Source organism: Providencia sp. PROV182, assembly GCF_028480325.1.
In the GTDB taxonomy this organism is placed as follows: Bacteria; Pseudomonadota; Gammaproteobacteria; order Enterobacterales; family Enterobacteriaceae; genus Providencia; species Providencia hangzhouensis.
In genome coordinates this window covers 1-24,403 of record NZ_JAMPOL010000006.1, presented here as the reverse complement: position 1 = coordinate 24,403, position 24,403 = coordinate 1, and the positions used below count along the sequence as shown (strand labels likewise).

General features: G+C 40.5%; 17 protein-coding genes. 4 read left to right on the top strand and 13 right to left on the bottom strand.

The features are described from left to right. Positions 1–146 precede the first annotated feature (146 nt). From asnS to PR834_RS05770, 3 genes are all read left to right on the top strand, one after another. The gene (asnS, locus tag PR834_RS05780) at positions 147–1,547 is read left to right on the top strand and encodes an asparagine--tRNA ligase (RefSeq protein ID WP_036957910.1); all 1,401 of its coding nucleotides are present in this window, start codon (positions 147–149) and stop codon (positions 1,545–1,547) included. 568 nt (positions 1,548–2,115) lie between these two features. Further along, complete coding sequence (locus tag PR834_RS05775; RefSeq protein WP_272514802.1) at positions 2,116–3,210, top strand: porin; 1,095 nt, start codon at positions 2,116–2,118, stop codon at positions 3,208–3,210. Positions 3,211–3,621: 411 nt separating this feature from the next. Continuing rightward, positions 3,622–4,812: an amino acid aminotransferase gene (locus PR834_RS05770; protein ID WP_094960698.1), complete on the top strand. Its 1,191-nt coding sequence runs from the start codon at positions 3,622–3,624 to the stop codon at positions 4,810–4,812. Between the two features lie 84 nt (positions 4,813–4,896). On the opposite strand, the gene PR834_RS05765 is transcribed toward PR834_RS05770, so the two are convergent. From PR834_RS05765 to cmoM, 7 genes are all read right to left on the bottom strand, one after another. Continuing rightward, positions 4,897–5,544 carry an MBL fold metallo-hydrolase gene (locus PR834_RS05765; protein ID WP_004256171.1) on the bottom strand — a complete coding sequence of 216 codons (648 nt, stop codon included), beginning with the start codon at positions 5,542–5,544 and terminating at the stop codon, positions 4,897–4,899. Between the two features lie 39 nt (positions 5,545–5,583). Beyond that, positions 5,584–6,132, bottom strand: a complete 549-nt coding sequence (locus PR834_RS05760; RefSeq protein ID WP_004256173.1) for a YcbK family protein — start codon at positions 6,130–6,132, stop codon at positions 5,584–5,586. Positions 6,133–6,521: 389 nt separating this feature from the next. Beyond that, complete coding sequence (gene ldtD, locus PR834_RS05755; RefSeq protein ID WP_262960488.1) at positions 6,522–8,273, bottom strand: L,D-transpeptidase; 1,752 nt, start codon at positions 8,271–8,273, stop codon at positions 6,522–6,524. A gap of 416 nt (positions 8,274–8,689) precedes the next feature. Then, positions 8,690–13,132 carry a chromosome partition protein MukB gene (gene mukB / locus PR834_RS05750; protein ID WP_272536509.1) on the bottom strand — a complete coding sequence of 1,481 codons (4,443 nt, stop codon included), beginning with the start codon at positions 13,130–13,132 and terminating at the stop codon, positions 8,690–8,692. Further along, positions 13,132–13,857 (bottom strand): chromosome partition protein MukE, encoded by a 726-nt coding sequence (gene mukE / locus PR834_RS05745; RefSeq protein WP_004256187.1) that lies wholly within the window; start codon positions 13,855–13,857, stop codon positions 13,132–13,134. The genes mukB and mukE overlap by 1 nt, the downstream gene beginning before the upstream one ends. Further along, positions 13,838–15,163, bottom strand: a complete 1,326-nt coding sequence (gene mukF, locus PR834_RS05740) for a chromosome partition protein MukF (RefSeq protein ID WP_144140177.1) — start codon at positions 15,161–15,163, stop codon at positions 13,838–13,840. Before mukF ends, mukE begins: the two co-directional genes overlap by 20 nt. Then, complete coding sequence (cmoM, locus tag PR834_RS05735; protein ID WP_164455826.1) at positions 15,160–15,948, bottom strand: tRNA uridine 5-oxyacetic acid(34) methyltransferase CmoM; 789 nt, start codon at positions 15,946–15,948, stop codon at positions 15,160–15,162. The genes mukF and cmoM overlap by 4 nt, the downstream gene beginning before the upstream one ends. A gap of 354 nt (positions 15,949–16,302) precedes the next feature. Here cmoM and elyC point away from each other — a divergent pair, with 354 nt between their 5' ends. Beyond that, positions 16,303–17,130 (top strand): envelope biogenesis factor ElyC, encoded by an 828-nt coding sequence (gene elyC, locus PR834_RS05730; protein WP_004256196.1) that lies wholly within the window; start codon positions 16,303–16,305, stop codon positions 17,128–17,130. Between the two features lie 87 nt (positions 17,131–17,217). Here elyC and kdsB read toward each other — a convergent pair whose 3' ends face one another. The 6 genes from kdsB to PR834_RS05700 form a co-directional block, all read right to left on the bottom strand. Further along, positions 17,218–17,964, bottom strand: coding sequence for a 3-deoxy-manno-octulosonate cytidylyltransferase (kdsB, locus tag PR834_RS05725; protein WP_096864230.1), 747 nt, complete (start codon positions 17,962–17,964; stop codon positions 17,218–17,220). A gap of 5 nt (positions 17,965–17,969) precedes the next feature. Next, complete coding sequence (locus PR834_RS05720) at positions 17,970–18,149, bottom strand: Trm112 family protein (protein WP_004256203.1); 180 nt, start codon at positions 18,147–18,149, stop codon at positions 17,970–17,972. A gap of 139 nt (positions 18,150–18,288) precedes the next feature. After that, a complete protein-coding gene (locus PR834_RS05715) occupies positions 18,289–18,504 on the bottom strand; it encodes a cold-shock protein (protein ID WP_004256206.1) in 216 nt (71 codons plus the stop codon). A gap of 402 nt (positions 18,505–18,906) precedes the next feature. Continuing rightward, positions 18,907–19,905 (bottom strand): tetraacyldisaccharide 4'-kinase, encoded by a 999-nt coding sequence (gene lpxK / locus PR834_RS05710; RefSeq protein WP_110591452.1) that lies wholly within the window; start codon positions 19,903–19,905, stop codon positions 18,907–18,909. Then, entirely contained in the window at positions 19,902–21,647 is a 1,746-nt protein-coding gene (gene msbA / locus PR834_RS05705; RefSeq protein WP_004256213.1) for a lipid A ABC transporter ATP-binding protein/permease MsbA, read from the bottom strand. Before msbA ends, lpxK begins: the two co-directional genes overlap by 4 nt. 36 nt (positions 21,648–21,683) lie before the next feature. Continuing rightward, positions 21,684–24,077, bottom strand: a complete 2,394-nt coding sequence (locus PR834_RS05700; RefSeq protein WP_272536508.1) for a DNA internalization-related competence protein ComEC/Rec2 — start codon at positions 24,075–24,077, stop codon at positions 21,684–21,686. Positions 24,078–24,403: the final 326 nt, after the last annotated feature.

The window sequence follows — 24,403 nt, the reverse complement described above, 5'->3', positions numbered from 1 at the left end:
GGAAGGCGGCAAACAAAGTGAGCCCTAGGAGCATACATAAGTATGTGACTAGGGTCGGTTTGTGAAGCCAACGCATCTACGGCTCGAAGTATGACGGATTGAGATAGTCGAAGTAGATATCGTTAAATATGAAGAGAGTGAATTATATGATAGTAGCGCCTGTAGTCGACGTACTGCAAGGCCGAGTGGCGGTAGGCACAGAAGTCACCGTTCAAGGCTGGGTACGTACAAGGAGAGATTCAAATGCTGGTTTTTCTTTCCTCGCCGTTTATGACGGTTCTTGCTTTAATCCGTTACAGGCTATCATTAATAATAATTTACCGAATTATAATGACGAAGTCCTGCACCTAACAACGGGTTGTTCGGTTGAAGTAACGGGTACCGTAAAAGAATCCCCAGGCCAAGGTCAATCATTTGAGCTTGAAGCCACTGCTGTAAAAGTTGTTGGTTGGGTTGAAGACCCTGACACCTACCCAATGGCAGCGAAGCGTCATAGTGTTGAGTTTTTACGTGAAGCCGCACACTTGCGCCCACGTACTAACTTAATTGGTGCTGTTGCACGTGTGCGCCACACTTTAGCGCAAGCTATCCACCGTTTCTTTGATGAGCAAGGCTACTTCTGGGTTTCAACTCCAGTGATCACTGCCTCAGACACCGAAGGCGCGGGGGAAATGTTCCGTGTTTCTACATTGGATTACAATAACCTGCCACGTGATGACAAAGGTGAAGTCGATTTCAGCGAAGATTTCTTTGGTCGCGAAGCTTTCTTAACCGTTTCAGGCCAACTGAACGGTGAAGCCTATGCAACAGCAATTAGCAAAGTTTACACTTTCGGCCCAACCTTCCGTGCTGAAAACTCAAATACTAGCCGTCACTTAGCTGAATTCTGGATGGTCGAACCTGAAGTGGCATTTGCTTCTTTAGATGATGTCGCAGGCCTTGCAGAAAAAATGCTGAAATTCGCCTTCAAAGCCGCTCTTGAAGAACGCCGTGATGACTTAGAATTCTTTGCACAACGTGTTGATAAAGACGTTATCAACCGCTTAGAAAGCTTTGTTAACTCAGACTTTGCACAAGTTGATTACACGGATGCCATTAAAATCCTAGAAACTTGTGGTCAAAAATTCGAAAACCCAGTTTATTGGGGTGTCGATATGTCGTCTGAGCACGAGCGTTACCTTGCTGAGCAACACTTTAAAGCCCCTGTGGTTGTGAAAAACTACCCGAAAGACATCAAAGCTTTCTATATGCGCCTCAATGAAGATGGCAAAACTGTTGCTGCGATGGATGTATTAGCACCGGGTATTGGTGAAATCATCGGTGGCTCACAGCGTGAAGAACGTCTTGATATGCTAGATGCCCGCCTTGAAGAAATGGGTATGAATAAAGAAGATTACTGGTGGTACCGTGATCTGCGCCGTTATGGTACCGTTCCTCACTCAGGTTTCGGCCTTGGTTTTGAGCGTTTAGTGGCTTACGTCACTGGTGTGGGTAACGTACGTGAAGTGATTCCATTCCCACGTACCCCAAGAAATGCAGCGTTCTAATAACTGCTTTTCTATGTTAACACCTTAATATACGGGCCAACTAATGTTGGCCCGTTACTTTTCAGTCCTAATATGCTTTCACTATACAACCATCTCATCTTGTTACATCAAATTACAGCCACATGATAACCAGGTCACAATTTTTACGTTATCACCTTATTATTCTCCGTAAACAGCCAGCAATCTGCTACCGCTAAGAATAATCTGCTTTTTAATCTCGCTATTCTCTTTTTACTGGTCATAAATAACCGTTTTACATTCGCTAAACTGCTCAAAAAAAACTCAATTTACCTTTTGAAAAAGTTCCCTAATTTTTGTAATATTTTTTAAACTGGTACGATGAGTGGTTATTTATTGATCTATTTTTTACATTTTGAAACATCTAGTTACCATTTGTTTCAGAATCTTTGATTTTGTAGCACTTTGAGGGTGGATAATTTTATTTAGCAATGGAACACTGGTCGCCGACATAGACGACACTAATCTCTCACAAATAGTTCCAATTATTTTTTGCGAATTATTTTTGGCAGTGGCAGGTGTCCGAATAACACCAATGAGGGTAATAATAATGATGAAACGCAATATTCTTGCAATGGTTATCCCAGCTCTGTTAGCTGCTGGTGCAGCAAACGCAGCTGAAGTATACAACAAAGACGGCAACAAATTAGACGTTTACGGTAAAGTTGACGTTCGTCACTACTTTGCAAACGCTGAAAGCGGCGAAGATGGCGACGATTCACGTGTTCGTTTAGGTGTTAAAGGTGATACTCAAATCACTGATCAGTTAACTGGTTTTGGTCGTTTCGAGTGGGAAACTAAGACTAACAAAACTGAAAACAACAACGACAACAAAAACCGTTTAGCATACGCGGGTCTGAAATTTGCTGATTTCGGTTCAATCGACTACGGCCGTAACTACGGTGTTATCTATGACACGAACGCATGGACCGACGTTATGCCTTTATGGGGTGGCGACACTATGGCACAGTCTGATGTATTCATGACTAGCCGTAACCGTAACCTGTTAACTTACCGTAACAACAATGCTTTCGGTTATGTTGATGGCCTGAGCTTCGCTCTGCAATATCAAGGCAAAAACACCGAAGACAACAAATCTGGTGATAAAGTTCCATACAACAAAAATAACGGTGACGGCTTCGGTCTGTCAGCTGCTTATGACTTAGGTTGGGGCGTATCACTGGGTGGTGGTTACTCAAGTTCAGCACGTACAGAAAAACAAAAAGATAGCAAAGTCACTGGCGCTGGTGGTGACAAAGCTCAAGCATGGAACGTTGGTGCTAAATTCGACGCTAACAACCTTTACTTAGCAGCTATGTACGGCCAAACGCTGAATACTACTTACTTCGGTAGCGATAACAAAATCGCTAACAAAACTGAAAACGTTGAGTTGGTTGCTCAGTACCTGTTCGACTTCGGTCTGAAACCATCTTTAGGTTATAACCAATCTAAAGGTAAGCAAATTGCTGGCGGTGACGGTGATATCGTTAAATATATCTCTGTAGGTTCTTACTACTACTTCAACAAAAACATGTCTGCAGTTGTTGATTACAAAATCAACCTGTTAAAAGACAACGACTTCAGCGAACGTCATGGTCTGATGACTGATAACGTAGTTGGTTTAGGTTTAGTTTACCAGTTCTAATTATCAGTTAACTGATAAACTAGAAAACGGTAACATGTTTTTGCAAGCAGCGCTTCGGCGCTGCTTTTTTATTTCGCTCTCCCCGCCTCAAACTACCTCCTCCTAAAAACTCCCAAATTATCGGTAAGACAGACTGATTCACCGCCTTTATAGATATTTATGGTTAGATTACATGCAATTCCTACCTAGTTCACAAGATCTCGCCGATTTTTTGTAAAACGGTTGGCAAAAAGCCTTTATCACGTTACCCTGAGAACTCGACTCGTTCGACTAAACCCGTTTTCAGCTACACCCGCGAGTTTCGTATGGTATGGGCAGATTACAAGCAAGGATAGCCAACCGCATTCTCACTTATGCCTTCATACCTTAGGAACTGTGTGGGTACCACTACAGAGCTTTGGAATCGACAACATGTTTGAAAAAATTACTTCTGCCCCTGCTGACCCAATCTTAGGTCTTGCTGATAGTTTCCGTGCTGATCCCCGCGATAATAAAATCAACTTAGGTATTGGCGTCTATAAAGACGAATCAGGGAAAACCCCTGTGCTTGATACCGTTAAAAAAGCAGAAAAATTCCTGCTGGATAACGAAAACACCAAAAACTATCTTGCGATTAGCGGAATGCCAGAGTTCGGCCGTGTAACACAAGAACTGTTATTCGGTGCACAACATGAAATTGTCACCTCAAAACGTGCACGTACAGCGCAAGCACCCGGCGGTACTGGTGCCCTGCGTATCGCAGCTGATTTTATTGCGAAGCAAACTAATGCAAAACGCGTTTGGATCAGCAACCCAACTTGGCCTAATCACAAAAATATTTTTGAAGCGGCTGGCTTAGAAGTGCTGACCTACAATTACTATGATGCAGCCAACCACGGTATGGATTTCGACGGTATGCTTAACAGCCTGTCATCCGCTGTTGCTGGCGATGTGATTGTTCTGCACGGTTGCTGCCATAACCCAACGGGTATTGACCCAACTGCTGAGCAATGGACAAAACTGGCAGCATTATGCGCAGAAAAAGGTTTATTGCCGGTTTTTGACTTTGCTTACCAAGGTTTCGCAAAAGGCTTAGATGAAGATGCCGAAGGCCTGCGTATTTTCACCAAAAACAACCCTGAAATGATTGTTGCGAGCTCATTCTCTAAAAACTTCGGTCTATACAATGAGCGTGTTGGTGCTTGTACAATCATTGCCAAAGACAGTGACAACGCAGAGCGTGCATTTAGTCAAGCGAAAGCGGTTATTCGCGCAAACTACTCAAACCCACCAGCACACGGTGCTGCAGTGGTAACAACCATCCTTTCTGATGACGTATTAAAAGCTGAGTGGATCCAAGAGTTAACCGCAATGCGTGAGCGTATTAAACGCATGCGCCAACTGTTAGTGAAAACATTGGAAGAAAAAGGCGCTAAACAGGACTTTAGCTTCATTATCAACCAAAACGGTATGTTCTCCTTCAGTGGCCTAACAAAAGAGCAGGTAGAGCGTCTACGTAGCGAATTTGGTATCTATGCCGTAAGCTCTGGCCGTATTAACGTGGCAGGCTTAACATTAGAGAACATGGTTCCATTATGTGATGCCATCGTTAAAGTGCTGTAATCATTACATAGCACATGCTATCTAATACAAAAGGCACCTGACTAGGTGCCTTTTACGTCAAACTGTTAACCACTTAAAAATCAATTACCAAACAGGTAACTCATCTTGCAAGAAAGGGTTTGTTTTTCGTTCAAAACCGAGATTAGACATCGGCCCATGACCAGGAATAAATTGATAATCATCGCCAAGCGGTAATACTTTGTTTTTAATTGATGAAATTAAATCTTGATGATTACCTCGTGGGAAGTCACTACGACCAACACCACCTTTGAATAATACATCACCCATGGAAATTAATTTATCAGCATGGTTCACAAAAATAATATGACCGGGCGTATGGCCAGGACAATGCAGTACATCAAATGTAATATTGCCACAAGTCACTTTGTCCCCTTCTTCTAACCAGTAATCTGGTGTGAAGTCAGGGCATTCGCCTATATAAAACATTGCATTTTGCTCTGCGAGGTTTTCAATCCAAAAGGCGTCTTCTTTTTGTGGACCATAAATAGGCACTGAAAAGTGCTTAGAAAGGGTAGCCGATGCACCGATATGATCAGAGTGACCATGCGTTAACAGAATTTTAGTTAACTTCAGCCCAAGGTTTTCAATAGCAGAAATTAACTTCTCTGCTTCTCCACCGGGGTCAACAACAACTGCATCTAACGTATTTTCATCCCAAATAACTTGGCAGTTTTGCATAAACGGTGTTACTGGGATAATAGTATATTTCATCGAGCAATTACTCCATAATCTGTGTCACCTATGCACAGATTACCATGTTCTTGCAGGCCCTGTATCAATATGTATAAAATTGCTTCGAGGATAATAACCAACACCACCTGCTTTCATTTTCAGCGCAGCTTTACGGATATTACTCAATTGTAACCCTTCGATATGGAAATCCATCGCCTGCCCGCGTGTGTGGTAGCTTTTCTTTGCCACCCCAGAGCTTTTACTACGTAATTTATTATTAGTCTCTAAAGAACGATAACCAGAGATCAGTTGGACAGGTTTGTTTGTTCCCATCATCATTTGTAATAAATAGATTTGGTCAAACAGTTTTGGGTCAATAGTTTTCACTTTGTCGCAACGGTAGTCACGGAAAAAATGATTTAAACGTGCTAGTTCAGACTTATTATAACGGCGCCCGTCAAAAAATTCGGTTTTTAACGATTCGCCTGTATTAATATTTTGAAAACGCAAAATTCGTGGTCGAGGGGTCGTCATTGCAGCAAAGACATGGCTTGGTAATAAACTAAGGCCAATCGTTGCAGCCCCAATACCTAACCACTTTCTGCGGGATTGATCAATTATATCCATAGGTGATAGCTCAGACTCTAATAATTTCAGTATTAATCGATAAAATTTTGGCAACCTATTGAGTCTAGCAAATCATGCTTAGCTTTAATGTATAATTATGTAAAGATATGCATACTTAACAGGAATTTTATTGCAGTTTTCGTCAGTAATAGAGTTTTGTCACTCAAACTGCTCGAAACATGCAATCTTAGACACAAAATATGCTGCCTTTATCAAAGTAAGTAAAATAGCCATAGCTGAATAACTATAAAACAATGGAATAAACAGGATAAAAACGGAGAATAGAGGAAACGTCACGGAATGAAAATTTACGAAGAACTATGTTCAGGCCGTTAATACGTAAAATAATTAAGGGGAGAAAACTCCCCCTTACAAATTAAAACTCACAATTAGTGTAAAATCTTTTTCAACATTGGCAAATATTTATCTGCATTATCAATAGAATTATCATACTGATAAATATCTGCTCGATATTGTGGCTGTTGGTCTTTATCTACCCAAGCCGTTTGGTAGTACAGAAAAACTGGGATTCTATCTGGTATATTCACATACCGTGTTGACCCCTCTTTCAATGCACCGTCAATTCGTTTTTGTTCCCAACCTGCATCACCTAACAAAATACTGGCTAACTCACTTGCTTTATTCACACGCACACATCCAGAGCTTATTGCACGTGCATTACGATTAAACAAACTATGGTTTGGTGTATCGTGTAAATAAATCGCATCTGAGCTCGGCATATTAAACTTATAGCGCCCTAATGAGTTAGTTGGGCCCGGAGCTTGTCGAATTCGATATGGGAAATTAGCTGGGGTGATATTATCCCAGTCAATAGCATATGGGTTGATTTCATATGAATCAGCCCCCCAACCCGAATAAACCGTATAGCCTTTTCGACTAAAATAACTTGGGTCTTGCTTCCCTTTTGGGGCGATATCTTTACGTGCCATACTGGTTGGCACACTCCAAGGCGGGTTAATTACCACGTTATTCAGTGCGCTGCTCATGATCGGTGTTTTGCGATCTGCACGACCAACAATCACTTTAGAATCTAAAATGACTTCGTCATTTAAATAGAAATCTAAAGAGTAGCCTGGAATATTAACTAATATCCCTGTACCACGACTTGCAGGAATAATACGTAAACGTTGCATATTAAGCGCCATTAAACCCGCTTTTTGTTTTGGCTGCATATTTAACCAAACACGCGTGCCTTTTCCAACTACGCCGTCGGCCTCTAAACCATATTGTAATTGGAATTTTTTTACAGCATCAACGAGTTCTTGGTCATATACTTTGGACACGGTACTTGCAGGTGCATCACTTGGTTCTGTTGGTTCGACGGTTTGTTCAACTGCCAGTTCTGCAACTTGAGCCATTGTTTCAGGAGGGGCAACTTCTTCGGTTATATTTCCACCTTCAAGTAACCCTTCACGTTGTAAGATTTGACGTAAAATAACCACATCATCACTAGACTGCCCTGGCTTTAATGTTTTCGTTCCTACTATTTCTAGGTTATCTTCAGGCATCGCTAATAATTTCAACATTTCCTTACGCATTGGCAGGTACATTGGATGATTCGGTGCCTGTGATTTAACCCAACTACTTAGGTTATTAGATTCAACGGCATCTAGCCATGGTTTCATTTGAGCCGTTGTTGGAGCAATAATTTTATATGGCCGATTAGTATATAGCCAGTACTGCCCGCTCGCCTCTATTGATGACAAATACTGTAAATAGCCAAGCATGGCATCAGATAAAATAACGTCGCGGCCCAGTTCATTTAACTGGTTATTTTCCAGTATTGCCAACCATTCCCCAAATTGAGGCTGAACCCCAGCAAGGGATAATTCTGCCAATTGTTGTTGAAATTGGCTAATTGCCGTTTCATCTTGCCACAATAGCTGCATTTGCCTATCAGCATATAGTTTTGCTAATTGCGTAGAAAAAATAGGTTTCACACCCGTAGGAAGTGATTGTGTTATTTTTACTAAACTTTCTGTTGGTGTAACTGGAGCTACCGCTTGAACTTCAGAAACACTTTGCTGCGTATTTTCTTCATTTGAAAATGCAGGAAACTGTAACGCCATCAACCCGCATATTACTGAGACTTGCAGAGCTCGCACTCTTCTCTTTGCCATACATCCACCTTAATTAACTACATGGATAACAATATTTTTTATTATAATTACAATTTTATTGTATTTAATTTTAGCAGTAATGTTATAGGAATAGACTAATTTTCCTTTTTTCGGATTATAGACAGATAACCATCACCTAATGAGAAAAAGAATTATTTTCATTATAGGTGGGTATTTATTGGTGCTTTAAACATAGATGAATTTTATTTTAATTAAAAGCTTTAGCTAACGCTTTCTTTCTCACTTAATTTCCATATAGAAAAAGAGGTTTTCATCATGAAAAAATATGTTTTAAACATCGGGTTTTATTCAAATTAATTAATAATCTTGTTAAATTGCATTTGCACTATTTGTTAAATACAAGAAAACCGATATTTATTCCTAAATACCGGCTTTCATTTCATTCACAAAAACTATTACTGCAATGTTGGTGCTTGTACGTTCGGGGTTTCTTGCCCGAAGCCTTTTAAGCCAACCACATGCACATGCTCATGATTACCAACCACTTTACGAACTAGCTTATAGGTTGTGCCCTTCTCAGGGCTAATATTCTCAGGCGCCGCAATAATTAGCTGCATTTCTAACCTGTCACACAGTTCAAATAAGGTTGCAATTGATTTAGCATCTAATCGCGCAGCTTCATCTAAGAATAATAACCGGCAAGGAATAATATCTTTAGCACGCAGACGGCGAGACTCTTCTTCCCAGCTTTGTACTACCATCACTAAGATGGACATACCTGTACCAATAGCCTCACCGGTGGATAACGCACCACTTTCTGCTTTTAACCAGCCATCTGAACCTCTATTAACCTCAACTTCTAATTCTAAGTAATTGCGGTAATCGAGTAATTCTTCACCGATGGTTTGTGGCAACCGCTGCCCAACATCCACTTGAGGGTTAAGGCGTTGGTATAATTTCGCCATCGCTTCAGAGAAAGTTAACCGTTGGCTGGTAAACAAGTCTTGATGCATTTCACTTTCTTCAGAAAGGACACTGAGTAACAGCGCATGGCTTTCTCGAATATTCACATTGAGGCGAACCCCTTTAACCTGACCAAATGCCACGGCTTGCAGCCCTTGGTTTAGCATACGAATTCGATTCTGTTCGCGCTGAATGGTTTTGCGAATAATATTCGCCACACTTTTTGAACTGATCGCCAATTTTTGCTCACGCGCCGTTAGCTCTTCCGTTAAGCGCGCCAGCTCAATTTCCATTTGCTCGATTGCATCAATCGGGTCATCTGTACGAATGATGTCTTGGCGAATACGTTCACGTAGGTGTTGATATACCGCGATAAAGAATTTGATCTTCCGCTCAGGGTGTTTTGGATCTTCAGACAAACGCAGTACATCACGTAAATGTTCGTTATCCGCAACCGCTAAACGCAACGCACCTAAGGCTTTATCCGACATGGAACGTAAGCTGTCACCGTCAGTATAGGCCAGCTCACGGCGATGTAAACGACGCTCGACGCCATTGTCTTTCACCAAGCGCATTACCGCACACCAACCTGCTTTTGCCGTCACTACCTGCTCACGCAGCATATAGTAGTCTTTTTCTAACTTACGAAGCCGCTTCTGTAAGTTATCCATTTCAGCTTCACATAATGTCAGCTGTTTTTCTAACTGGTTAATACGGCTACGATTTTCCATGACACGCTGGTGCAACTCATCGCGTCGAATACGAGCGCGCTCTTGAGCATCAGGATCGGCTTTTACGCCGATCTCTTGCATCTCAACCTCGAGCTCTTTCAACATTTCTTGTTTGGTATCGAAAGAACTGCGTAACGAGGCGAGAACTTGATGGAATTGTGCACTTTGCGCTTGGTGCTGACGCAGCTGTTCGCGAGCGCGTGTACGCTCGGTTTCTGCCTGTTCTAAACGCTGACGTAATTTTTCATTCAAGTCCGCGTTTTCATTCACCATTCCTGTTGAGTCACTGTAACTAAAGTGAGCACGACGCTGAACAACCTCAACTAATGCAAAGGCTTGCTGTTTTGCATTTTGTTGGCTGTGTTTTGCTGACTCATAATCTTTGCGTAATTGTTCATGTTGTTCAGGATCACTGAGTAACACTGTCACAATCGGTTCTAACTTTTCTAACGCATTACCATGTTTATTCAGGAAATGTGCCGCTTCTTCTGCTTCCGTTAGTTCTTCGTTTATCTCTTCGACTCTGTCCGCCAATGTTTCATCGAGTAATAACCCCATTTGAGGTAATAAACGATTAAGAGCCGCAAGGCTTTCTTTACCTTGTGCAAATTGTTGGCGTTGCTGCTGAGTTTGCTCTTCAAATTGTGCCAAAGCACGTTCAATTTCCGTGCGTTTCTGGTTAAGCGAACGAATTTCAGCTTCAGGATCATCTTCAAAGGCCACGGAAATGTGTTGGCCTATAAACCGACTGAATGCTTGGTGAGAACGCTGAATTTTCTGCACATCAAATGACAGGTTCGCGTAACGCTCAGCAAGCTCATCACGTTCAACAGTTAATGACTCTAAATGACTTTCACGAGCAGCACGACCAAACAAAGGCAATTCAGGATAACGAGAGTAACGCCATTGACGCTCAGACGAACGGACTAATACCGCATTTTCAAATTCCTGCGCATCAAAAACGCTGTCATCGAACGATTGAGGATCCCCCTCGATAAAATAAACATCGTCAGGGCAATCTTGTAATGTTTCGAGCTGGCTACGAACCACAGATAAGTCTTGAACCACAATACCATGACGAGCTGGGCCATATAACGCAGAAAAATAAGCCGCATCTTCGATGGTAATGTCATCATAAATTTCTGATAACAAAACACCATTAAAACGCTCAGCCAACGCTAACATGCGGCCATCTTCCGCACCACTTGGCTGACTTAACCGCTCAATTTGCTTTTCGAGATCTTTACGTTGGGCAGCAACTTCATCTCGTTCAACCGTTATTTCCCTTTCTTGTTCAAGGAGTTGCTGCATAAACTCAGTCACAGCAGTACTTGACTCAAACGTTTCATGGGATTGCTCATTAAGCTGTGTTAGCGCTTCTTGGGCCATAATCCATGCAGGGGCTTTAGATGAAAGTTGGCTAATCCGCTGGCGAATTTGTTCCAGTTCTTGGCGCATTTGCATTCGTCTTTCGCCACTCTCATTCACACCAATACTGAGCTCTTCTTGTTGCGCTTCCAGCTCAGCCATCAGTGCATCAAGCTCATCTGGCTCATAGCTTTGGCCATGACGTTTACAGAATTCCGCCAATAAGCGTTCTGCATTTTGCTGGCTATTCAGACGTTGTTGCAATTCAGATAGCTGCATTCGTAATGGTTGTACACGATCCGCTAAATGTTGTTGTGATGACCAATCACGTAATAATGCACGCGCTTGTTGGTATGCATCACTGCGGCTAACTTCCCCTACCATATTTCTAACTAATTGATAGGCTTGCTCAAATTGGCTATGTGCGGCATCCGCCACACTCATTTTTTGCTCAAGCGCTAATAACGCTTGGGTAGCTTGTTGTTCACGCGCTTCGAAGGTATCTAGCCATTCATCTGCGTTATCAATGGATAATTCAGGAAGCTGGCACAATTCACGAGCACGCGTTAAGGCATGCAAGGCTTGCTGGTACTGAATGGCACGTGTTTGTTGTACATCCAGTGCTTGTTGGTAGTCAGCTAATTGATTTTTTAATTCATCAACTTCAATTTCAGCAGCTTCAGCTCGTGCTTCATATTCTTCTTGAGTTTCAGTCGCTTCAGCAACAACTTCACTTTGTTCTTCAAGACGATAAGTCAGTTCTTCGATATCTGCTTGATAGCGATCGATTTTTTCTTGTTGACGCAGCGCGGCTTGCACTAAATTTAAATGGTCACTGGCAGCTTGGTAGTCAGCTTCTAATTCTGTAGATGCCCCATTTTGCTCATTCAATTCACGCGCCATTTCGACGCTACGAACTTGTTCAACACGTAATTGTTTACGGCTAGCTAATAGCTCATTGCGCGCAGCCAGTGCTGCATCAAGGTGAATGCGTCTTTCATTGGAATGGCGCATATAATCCGCAGAAACATAATCAGTCGCCTGGCTAATCAAATGCTTGAATAAGTCGCGGTCTGATTGAGTGACACGAATGGCTTCTAATGTTAAACGGTTTTCACGCAGAGCCGCTTCCATATCTTGGAATGCTTTACGTACCCCACTGTTTTCTGGCAACAAATAATCACGTAATGAGCGAGTAATGGCACTAGAAATACCGCCATATAGTGACGCTTCAATCAGTCGATAATATTTGCTTCGGTCACTCGCAGAACGTAAGCGTTTCGGTAACACGCCTAATTCAAACAGTGTCGAGTGGTAATCGGTAATTGAGCTAAACTGCTTAAACAAAACGCCTTCCTGTTCTTCAAGACGTTCTTTTAGCTCATTGAGTGGGATCACTTTTGCTTGGCGGCCATCGATAACTTCCGTCAATATTTCCGTTGGAACTGTCGCTAATGGAATGCCTTGTACCATAAATGGCTTAATATCGACTTTTTTATCGCGCCCTGCGACTTGCTGTAAACGCACCCCCACCATAACGCGCTGATGCTTCGAATTTAACACATCCAAAATAGCGTAACAGACACCAGGACGTAACTTACCATGTAAGCCTTTATCACGAGAACCTGAGGTCGCGCCGGCTTCCGTTGTGTTACGGAAGTGAAGTAAGGTTAAATCTGGGATCATTGCGGTAATAAATGCCGCCATGGTTGTTGATTTACCTGCACCATTACCACCCGATAACGTGGTCACTAATTCATCAAGGTCAAAAGTTCGGGCAAAAAAACCGTTCCAATTCACCAGCGTCAGTGAGCGAAATTTTCCGCGTTCAATCATTATTCTTCATCCTCATCACTTTCTGCCGGTTCTTGACTCTCTTCGCCATCCTCTTCATCACTATCTTTTAGTGATAATTCACCGTCAAGAGAGATAGCTTCACCATCACGGATCATCCGTAACTGTGCATCTTGTGGGTTATCGCCACTGCGCACATCGGCGCCAAAACGGAATACAGATTCACTAATAATAAATTTACTCGAATCATTTTGCAGAAAATGCACCATTCCCAAGCGACGTAAACGATTGAGTGATGTTCTTAATTTTTCCTGCAATTTTTGTTTATCTAGGTCAGAGCCTGTCGAACGTTGATTAACAAATTTAAGTAGTTTGCTTTCATCCGCTAATGATAATAATTCTTCAAATAACTCTTGTGAGGTAAAAATACCTTGGTTACTCAAGCGTTCAGGGCTGAGATAGAGATAACAAAGAATTTTCCCAACCATCATATCTAATTCAGATAACACAGAGCGAGGTATTAAGGTTGTTGATCGCGGACGTAAATAGAAGAACCCCTCAGGGGCACGAATTAATTCTACGTTATATCGTGCATAAAATTGTTCTAATGCTTCCTGAAAATCCATTAAAAATGCGTGGTTATCAAGGTCATCAACACTAATATGGCGACCTGAACGCAATTGGCTGTCTAGCTCTGGAAAAATCGGGTTAGCTAATGCTTGAGCCAGTTTAACTGGCATAAATTGTTCAATATTTGTCGATGACATGTGCCTGTACCTTGGCTCCGTGATCATTAATAGCTTGCCATTCTGCCGGTAATCCCGCCAAATCAGCCTCTGCGATACCTAATTTAACAGCTTGGTCGATAATAATTCGAGCAACATCAAAATGACGTTTTTGTGGATATTGCAGTAAGTACTCATGCAACACACGGCCAACATCGAGCGGCCGTTGCTCTGCTTTATAAATAGCTAACTCAACTTCCATTAGCTCAGCAAGCTTGTCATTTAATTCACTAAACTCTTCAAACTCAAGCTCTGGTGGTAATTCACCCATGACCTCTTCATCATGCAACGCGAGCTCTTCATCACGCATATCGAATAACCGATCCGCATTAGCGTAAGTGAGTGCCCAAGGGCTATCAAGGTAGTGCTGAACAGATTGACGTAACCGCTGAGAAAATATTCTATTTTTATCCATATCGATAGCTGTACGGATAAACTTATGAACATGACGGTCATAACCAATCCATAAATCGATAGATTGTTGACCCCAGCTAACAATACGGTCTAGTTTATTTTGCAGGTCAAAAACTAGCCTATCCACTAAGTCAGAGAACGCCGGCGCATTCATGTTGGCTTCTTGAATACGTAATAAATTCGCTTGCAGTTTATCCCCTGCGGCTTCTAATGTGTCTTGCAACTCACGCAATGTACCTGATGTTTCTGATAGTAATTGCTCACAGTTAGCGATAGCTGCCTGCCAGTCTTGATTTAATAATGCGGCAATATCTTCTTTTACTGAATTTTGCTGTTCATCCATAATACGTTGGGATAAATCAATACTGTCAAAAATTTCAGCAACTGAATATTTTAGTGGGGCAAACACGTAACGATGCCAATAAAATTCATCACCACCTTCCTCTGCGGCTTCAGCGGCACGTTGCAGCTCTCCTGCAACAATAGAAAGTTGCATGGAAAGTCTTAATGTTGAGAACTCTCTCTGACGAATATAATAATCGCTGATGCCAATCCCCAAAGGGGTTAGCCGGTAAATTGCATTACCTTCAACAATGTCACTGGCAAAACGGTTAAAAATCTTCTGGCGAACCATATCATTGATGGCATTATTGGCCCTTACTGACAATGATTCAGTTGTCTGCTCAAACCCTTTGCAAACTTCACGAAAGGCATCAACCAGTTCCCCTTCACTCATTTCACCATTGACTCTTTCACTGTTTAATACCGCTACCGCGAGCAAAAATGCTAAACGTTCAGCGGGAAGTGAAATCGAAAAATCATTTTTTCGTGCCCAAGACACAAGTTCAGGGACGGTCTGGGAAAAATCACTCATAAATCGTCCTTTTGTATTTGTTTGCGTGCCATGACATGAACATAACGCCCCATGCTAATATAGGGTTCTTCACGGCAATACTGCTGTTCTAATGCCAACAATGCCGGAAAATCTTTTTGCTGTAACTGCCGACTTTGTAAATAGTCATGGAATACCCTGACACCACTTTTACCGATGATTTGCATATTACACTCGCCCAACCAAGCATCAACCTGATGAGGAAAAAGCGGGTTTTGTGGTGATAACGAGCGTTTACGACGACGTTGAATATGTGGCGTTGCAAGATGAAAATTTCCTAAAATTGCATTACGCATCACCAGACCATTTGCATTATAGAACATGACAGAAAATACGCCTTCTGGTCTAATTATATCTACCAGTTGTTCAATTGCATATTTTTGATCGCTAATCCATTCAAGTACCGCATGAAATAAAACAAGGTCAACAGGTTCATCAATGTATTGTGCAACATCTTGCACCGCACAATGCACAAAACGCATGTTATCGCTAATACCTTGTTCCTTGGCAAGCTCACTACCTCGTTCCAACATCTCTTCAGATAAATCGCAAAGTATCACCTGATGCCCCATTTCGGCGAGTTTGCGTGAAAAGTGTCCTTCACCACCACCTGCATCAAGTATTTTTAGAGTTTTACCCTCAAATTGGCTGCTTAATAATTGAGTTAAATCTTGCCAAACTACCGCTTCTCGTATTTTTCCTTTTGTCGTTCCGTAGATATTTTTTGCAAATTTATCGACAATATCATCAAAGTTGCGGTCTGCCATGTGCTATCCGGTTGCCTATCATCTATTATTTAAAGCGGTTTATGAGCCAATTTGTCGCGAAAAAACGTAAAATGGTTGATTACATCCTGATATTGAGAAAATTAACTCTAACCAGAAATATTCTCATATTGCAGCGTATTTATCACATACAATGCGAGGCGACTGTTAAAACAGGAATTATAACAGATAATAGCTATATTTTTGCATAGTACTTCATTGTGCTCAGCAAATTTCAGTTTGCTACTATTAAACACTATTCTGTTATTTTCCCTCTAATTTCGCTGCGTTATTGCATATTTTTCCGTAGATTCTGCCACAATGATTAATCGATAACCCTTAAAAATAGGCTTAGTTATGTTATTTATCTTAAAAAAATATATTGGTTCTCTATTGATGCCATTACCATTATTACTCATCATCGGGTTTATCGGATTGCTTTTGCTTTGGTTTACACGCTGGCAGCGTTGTGGAAAGGCGTTTACTACCCTAAGTTTAGTTTTAATAACTCTGTTGGGGTTACAACCTGTTTCAGATACTTTACTTGCCCCAGCAGAAAAACAATTCAATAAGCGCTATGAATTAATTACTGAGAATCCACCTCAAGATGTACGTTATATTGTTGTTCTCGGTGGCGGTTTTACGTATAACCCTGATTGGAGTCCAAGTTCCAATCTGTTGAATAATAGCCTACCTAGAGTGACTGAAGGTGTTCGTCTTTACCTTAAACACCCTGGTAGTAAACTAATTTTCACTGGCGGTAAAGCGAGTAGTCCTATCAGCAGTGCCGAAGTTGCTGCACAAGTTGCTCAATCCTTGGGTGTCCCCGCACAAGATACTATTCCACTCACTGAACCCAAAGATACACAAGAGGAAGCTTATGAAGTTGAAAAAATCATTGGGAAATCTCCTTTTTTATTAGTAACTTCTGCTAACCATCTACCTCGAGCGATGACTATGTTTACTCAACGAGGAATGAACCCTTTCCCTGCCCCCGCAAATCAGTTGGTTATCACGAGTGAAATTAATCCATGGGAGAAATATATCCCTTCCTCTTATTACTTTGGCCATAGTGAACGTGCTTGGTATGAATTTCTTGGTACGCTTTGGTGGCATTTAAAACCCAATAATACACAGGCGTTAGAAGAGCAACTTGCTACGCCTGAGTCAGTTACCGCTGAATAGTAGCAAAAAAGGTGTAATCTATTGAGATTACACCTTTTGTTTAGCTAAATCGCATATTGGCTATTTGAGCTATTAGGAAAATGTGGGCTACTGAATAAATTGACTTCTAACGAGTTCAAGATCTTCAGGGGTATCAACACCAGCACCTGGCGTAGTTTTCGCGACATCCACATGAATTTTCTCGCCATACCAAAGCACCCTAAGTTGCTCCAGCATTTCGATTTTCTCTAATGGGCTTGCTTCCCACTTAATATAACGACGAATAAACCCTGCTCGATAAGCGTATATACCAATGTGACGCAAAAAGGTATCCCCTATTACATCATGGCTTTTCGCAAAGTTGTCTCTATCCCAAGGAATAGTTGCCCGAGAAAAATACAATGCATAACCTTCGTGATCAGTAACAACCTTGACAGTATTTGGATTAAACGCTTCATGAGCATCATTAATAGGTACAGCTAGCGTCCCCATTTCAGCTTTACTCCCCTGAAGATTACGAGCAACTTGGCTGATAATCTCAGGTGGAATTAAAGGTTCATCACCTTGCACATTCACGATGATTTCATCGTCAGAAAAAGCATAGGTATCAATAACTTCAGCTAGTCTTTCTGTCCCAGACTGATGATTTGGGTTAGTCATACAAGCTTCACCACCTGCTTCAATCACCGCTTTAGCAACATCAGAGTGATCTGTCGCAACTATCACTCGGCTAGCCCCCGATTTAACAGCTTGCTCCATTACTCGAACAACCATTGGCTTGCCATGGATATCAGCCAAAGGTTTACCTGGTAAGCGTGTTGAGGCATAACGAGCAGGAATAATAACCGTAAACATGAGGATTACTGACCTTCATCTAATGAAACGGGGCGCGCTTCATTTTCTAGTAATACAGGGATGCCGTCACGAATTGGATAGGCTAAATGATCAAACTTACAGATAAGTTCGAGGTTTTCTTTGTTATAACTTAATTTGCCGTGACATACAGGACAGGCAACGATTTCAAGTAAACGGTGATCCATGTTTTCTCCCGAATGGATTTTAACTCACTTGGAGTCAGGATATCACATGCAGATATCACCGTTAACTTTAATCTTCCTGAATAAGATCTCCTGCGAGAGATGAGAGGATAAAAGCAGGAGAAATTGTTCTGTTTATTATCTAATAAGCAATAACGTCAGCTGCCGTTATGCCATCCGAATTACGAGTAACAGAGAACTCAACGTTTTGACCTTCGAATAATGATTTGATTTTTTTATTAGCAATTGACTTTGTTGTCACAAATACATCATCACCACCATTGAATGGTGAAATAAAACCGTAACCTTCTTTTGCGTCAAACCATTTAACTCGACCCATATGTAATTGAAAATTCATATTAAAACTCCTTTTGTTCTGAGAACAATATTTTTTTTATCTTTGTATCATTACTCTTTCTTGCTTCCCATTTATAAAATGCCGATCTATTAATACATCAAAGAGTAATTAAACTTTACCAATTCATGCGCACAAATCATTGCGCATATTTTATAACGCCCATATATATAGATTTCAGACACCGCTAATCTACTGCGAAGTTAACAGTCTATTTTGACATTATGATGACAAAACGCAGTGACAGCGACTTTACAATGTAGATTACGCGAGGATATGAAGACTAACTAAAGAACGGAGCGTGAAATTTAAGCTAGTATAAAATCCAATTATCAATGTATTGTATCTAGATACATAATAAGTAGATCTATATCACATTGGAGATATTATTATCACAGAGGAACGTTATAGACAAGTTTTTTTGTTATTTGTGATAAGTTTTCTTATTCCGCTTAAGATTTTTTCAGCGTCAATCGGCTGCAATTGTGCTTGTACTGGAAGGAACCACCAATTTGGTTGTGCAAAAGCACGGCATTTCACCGCGTCTTTTTCGGTCATTAATAAGTTTTGCTCATTTTTAACTAACGGTGAAAGCTGTTTTAATTCATACGATTGGTGATCAGCAAAAGCATGAGTGTTAATAACTTCGACCCCTTTGTTTTCTAATGAGGTAAAAAAACGAGGAGGATGACCAATACCTGCTATTGCGACAACCGCAGGTAATTGTGTAACTGCACGTTTTTCACCAGTCACCAAGTTATAAGCAACATCGCCTTCAAGGGCCATTACGGCTTCATTTTCTTGAGCTTCACCACCGTTAACAATGACAGCATTAACACGCTTTAAACGCCCAGCCCTTTCACGCATAGGCCCTGCGGGTAGCCACCAACCATTACCAAAACGACGCTGGCCATCAATAACGACAATCTCGTAGTCACGTTGCAATGCATAGTGCTGCAACCCATCATCAGTAATAATTACATCTAATTGGAATTTTTCCAATAACGCTTTAACTGCATCACTGCGCTTAGGCGCAACAGCCACGGGGGATTTAGTACGATGAAAAATTAGTATGGGTTCATCCCCAGCAACTTCAGTTTTCGTCGTTTCATCGAGTATCAGCGGGTACTTTTCAGCTTTACCGCCATACCCTCGAGAAACAACCCCCACGCGGTAGCCTTCTTTGGTGAGTGATTCCACTAACCAGATAACAACAGGGGTTTTACCATTTCCCCCCGCTGTCAGGTTTCCCACCACTACCACTGGAATTGGCGCTTTCCATGAACGTTTCAGCCCGATTTTATAAGCTATATCCCTAATTACCGTTACCAACCCATAAAGGAAAGATAACGGCAGCAATAAAAGATACAGCCATGACTTGCCAGACCAAATGCGTTCTATCATTGTTTAAACTGAATGCTATGTAACTGTGAATATGCGCCATCTTGAGCTAATAGCGATTTATGGTCACCACGCTCAATGATTCGGCCATCTTGTACAACTAATATCTCATCTGCATTTTCTATCGTCGATAACCTGTGGGCAATGACCAAAGATGTTCTATTTTTCTGTAACTCATCAAGAGCAGCTTGAATAGCACGTTCAGACTCTGTATCTAGCGCGGATGTCGCCTCATCAAGAATAAGAATTGGGGCATCACGTAGCAGTGCTCGAGCAATCGCGATCCTTTGACGTTGCCCTCCAGAAAGCATAACACCATTTTCACCAATAACCGTGTCCAAGCCTTTTTCAAGTTTAGCAATAAAATCCATTGCATAAGCCATTTCTGCAGCTTTCTCTATTTGCTCACGGCTGTAGCTGCCGTCTGTTGCATAGGCAATATTATTGGCTATCGTATCGTTAAATAGATAAACATGCTGAGAAACTAACGCGACTTGGCTACGTAATGAAGATAACGTGTATTCACGAATGTCATGCCCATCAATTTGAATAGACCCCTCGTCGATGTCATAAAAACGTGTAATCAAATTTGCAATTGTGGACTTACCTGAACCTGATCGCCCAACTAGAGCAACTGATTTTCCTGCTGGCAAAGTAAACGAAACATCGTCTAACGCAGGATGCTCTTTGGTTGCATAGGTAAAGGTAACATGCTCAAATTTAATATCTCCTTTAACCTCTTTAAGTACTTTATTTCCGTTATCTTTTTCTTGTTCGGAATCTAAGATAGCAAATAAAGTTTGGCAAGCCGCCATACCACGCTGGAATTGTGAGTTAACATTAGTTAATGATTTTAAAGGACGCATCAGTGCAAACATTGATGAGAAAACAACTGCAATTGTACCCGATGTTAATTCATCACGAATTTCAGGAAAACTCGCTGCATAAAGGACAAATGCTAGTGCAAACGATGCAATTAACTGAACAATAGGGTCTGAAATTGCTGAAGCGGTTACCATTTTCATATTTTGGCGGCGCATGTTGTTACTGACTTTATTAAAGCGTTCAGTCTCAACTTTCTGTCCCCCAAAAATTAAAACTTCTTTATGGCCTTTTAACATCTGTTCAGCACTTGCCGTCACATGCCCCATACCGGTTTGCATGTTTTTACTAATCTTACGAAAACGTTTAGAGACGATACGAATAGTGACTGATACAATCGGGGCAATTACGATTAAAATAAGAGAAAGTTGCCAGCTATAATAAAACATCATCGCAAACAACCCGATGATATAAGCACTTTCACGAATAATTGTAATTAATGCTCCAGAAGAAGAAGATGCAACTTGTTCTGAATCATAGGTAATTCTAGATAATAGTGTTCCTGTTGATTGCTGGTCAAAAAAACTAACAGGCATTCCCATCATATGACCAAATAATTTACGCCGCATGTTCATCACGACTTTACCTGCAACCCAGGAAACACAATAGGTTGAAACAAAGCTAGACCCACCACGAACAACCATTAAACCTAACACCGCAAGCGGAAGCCATTTTAAAACGTCATTATCTGCTTTATCAAAGCCCTCATCCAATAAAGGTTTTAATAAAGAAATCATAAACGCGTCACCCGCTGCGTTTATGATAAGTGCTATTGCTGCAACGATTAAACCCGCTTTAAAAGGCGCAATTATCGGCCACAAGCGACGAAAAGTTTGTTTTGTCGAAAGGTCTTTATCATTCATACTTTTAATTACCAGACTTAATGTAAGCGCACTATTCTACTCGGGAAATAGCGGTAAGCCAAACCACAGATGATACCAGCGGGGCTGAATTTCATAGCGATAACGTGAAATTTTAATTTTTTCCTTTTTAAACCATATAGTTAACTGGCCATCTTCCGCTGTATTTAACCATTTAATATTATTATTTTTATACCGAAAATAGACTTTTGGCGATGGAATTTTCCATGCACTATACCTTGCTGATGAGACTACCACCATTGAAGGTTGAACATTTCTTAATAATAAATCAGTTGATGACGTGCTGCTTCCATGATGAGGAGCGAAAAGAAGAGTCGAACGTAACCGATTCTTGTACATTGCGACCAGTGATTTTTCCCCTTGTTTTTCGATATCTCCTGTTAATAAAATTTTATGAAACCCATCCGTTAATTGAATAACACAAGAATCATCATTATGTGATATTAGTGCTAGCTTTTCAGGCCATAATACTTCAAAAGTTAATATCCCCCACTGCCATTTTTGGCCTTTAAAACACGGAAGGTGTTCCATACTTTTTATATTATTAGTTTTTTCCCTATTTACCGACGTTTTTTGTGGGCCAAAGCTACTTCTTACACTTAGCCATGGATATTGCTGGATTAAATAATTTGCGCCACCAGTATGGTCTAAATGATTATGGCTTAAAATAATTCCAATTGGGGTTATATCGTGATATTTAAGAAAAGGAACAATTTGACGCTGTGCATTGCTTCCCCCTTTCCAAGCGTTTCCAGTATCATAAAGTAGTGCCAAGTTGTTTTGTTCTATCACAACCGCTAACCCGTGGCCGATATCTAATACCGTAATTTTCCAGCCTTCTTTGAATTGCTTACCACTTCCCCTTTCTAAGAAAATTGAAATAACCACACAACCAATAAGCCCAAAATAACGTTTATACCACTTAAATAAGACAACAATGATGCTTAGCCAACATATTAAAAATAAATAATAAGGAACATTGATAAATTCTGACCAAAAGGTACTGAAATAAGGTAATGGTTTTAGCCCTATATCTATAACCCTATCTATCGTATATAAAATAGGTTGCTGAACCACTTTTATTGGTACTAAAAACAAGAGCAAAATAGCAGGAACAACACACCAAGAAACTAACGGGACAAACCAGATATTTGCCACTAACCCCATTACATTAATACCATTAAATAGACTAAGTTGCATTGGGATCAGTAAGACTAGTAAACCAATTTGTAAATGGGTTAACCCTATAATTTTCCCCTTTACACCTTTAGATAAATGATATGGTAGTGGAAATATGGTTAACCAATAAAGAATGGCTAGCACAGCGAAACTAGATAACCAAAAACTATCTGACAAAATAGCTAATGGGTCTAATAATAATATTCCTGCGATACTCCACAGTGCCCATTGCCAAGCAAAATACCTTGCAGGCTTATTTCTGATATATACCCATAATAGTAGGGCAAATAATGCTCGAGTCGCAGGGATAGCAAAGCCAGAGATCCATGCATAAAAAATTGCTAGCCCTATACCAATTACTACTGGTAGTGTTTCATTGACATACTTTATTGGTAAAAAATATTGAATCCCTCGAGTGATAAGAAAGCCAAACAAGTAAGCTAACCCAATATGCAAGCCTGATATAGCCATTAAATGTGTCAAACCTGTTCTCTGTAGTAAATATGTTTGTTCTACTGCCAACAAACTTCTATCTCCAAACATTAGTCCATAAATAATCCCTTTATTAGATAATGAATTAATTAGCTCCATATAATTATGGATAACTTTTTGTCTTACAGAACAATCCTTTTTTAATAATTCTATTTTCTTACTTTTCAAAACTCCAATGATTCTATTAGCCAAATAATAACGTTGTAGGTTAAATCCTCCTTCATTTAGTGAGCTGTGTAGTGGCTTTACAGTGCCATTGATTCGCCACAACTGCCCAGCGCAAACTGTTTCCTTTGTTTTCCACGTAGCATATAAAGGAGGGAAAACAATGCGGTTGTTAATTTTATCAATACGTACTTTGATTTTTTGTTCTTTGTCACTTAATGAAATACCAACAATAACTATATTAATATCGTTATTTTTTGTAGATAGATAATTGATATGGTTAATGATATTAATTCCATGCCAATTAGCCCATAAGAAAAACATAATAGTTAATGCAAGGAACTTTCCTAACTTACCCAATAGAAAGAGCATTATTAACAGCACCATAAATAACACGATAAAGAGTAATTCACTCAACATTATAATTTCAGGTATAAATAAAAGTGGTAACGTACCTAAAATCAAAGCAATAGAAGCCAGCGTCATCGAAACAGGTGAGTTTTTATTAAAGATTAAATTATATTTTTTGAGTGGATTATTTAACCATCTCATTATGTAGATGATATTTTTTATCAATTTTAGTATCCCTACATAGATTTATTAGCTCTAGTTTAATTATTCATACTAAATTTTTTAAGTTTCTATCATCTCTTTTATGTAGCTCTTCCCGAAATATTTTTTCTTTATAAAAAGGTACATATTAGTTTGCGAAGCGCTTCGCAAAACATGTATATATCTCTAAAAGTAGTTTTGAATTTGTTTTATTACATTAAGAGTTTAGAAATATATTGGTGTTGGTGTTGGTGTTGGTGTTGGTGTTGGTGTTGGTGTTGGTGTTGGTGTTGGTGTTGGTGTTGGTGTTGGTGTTGGTGTTGGTGTTGGTGTTGGTGTTGGTGTTGGTG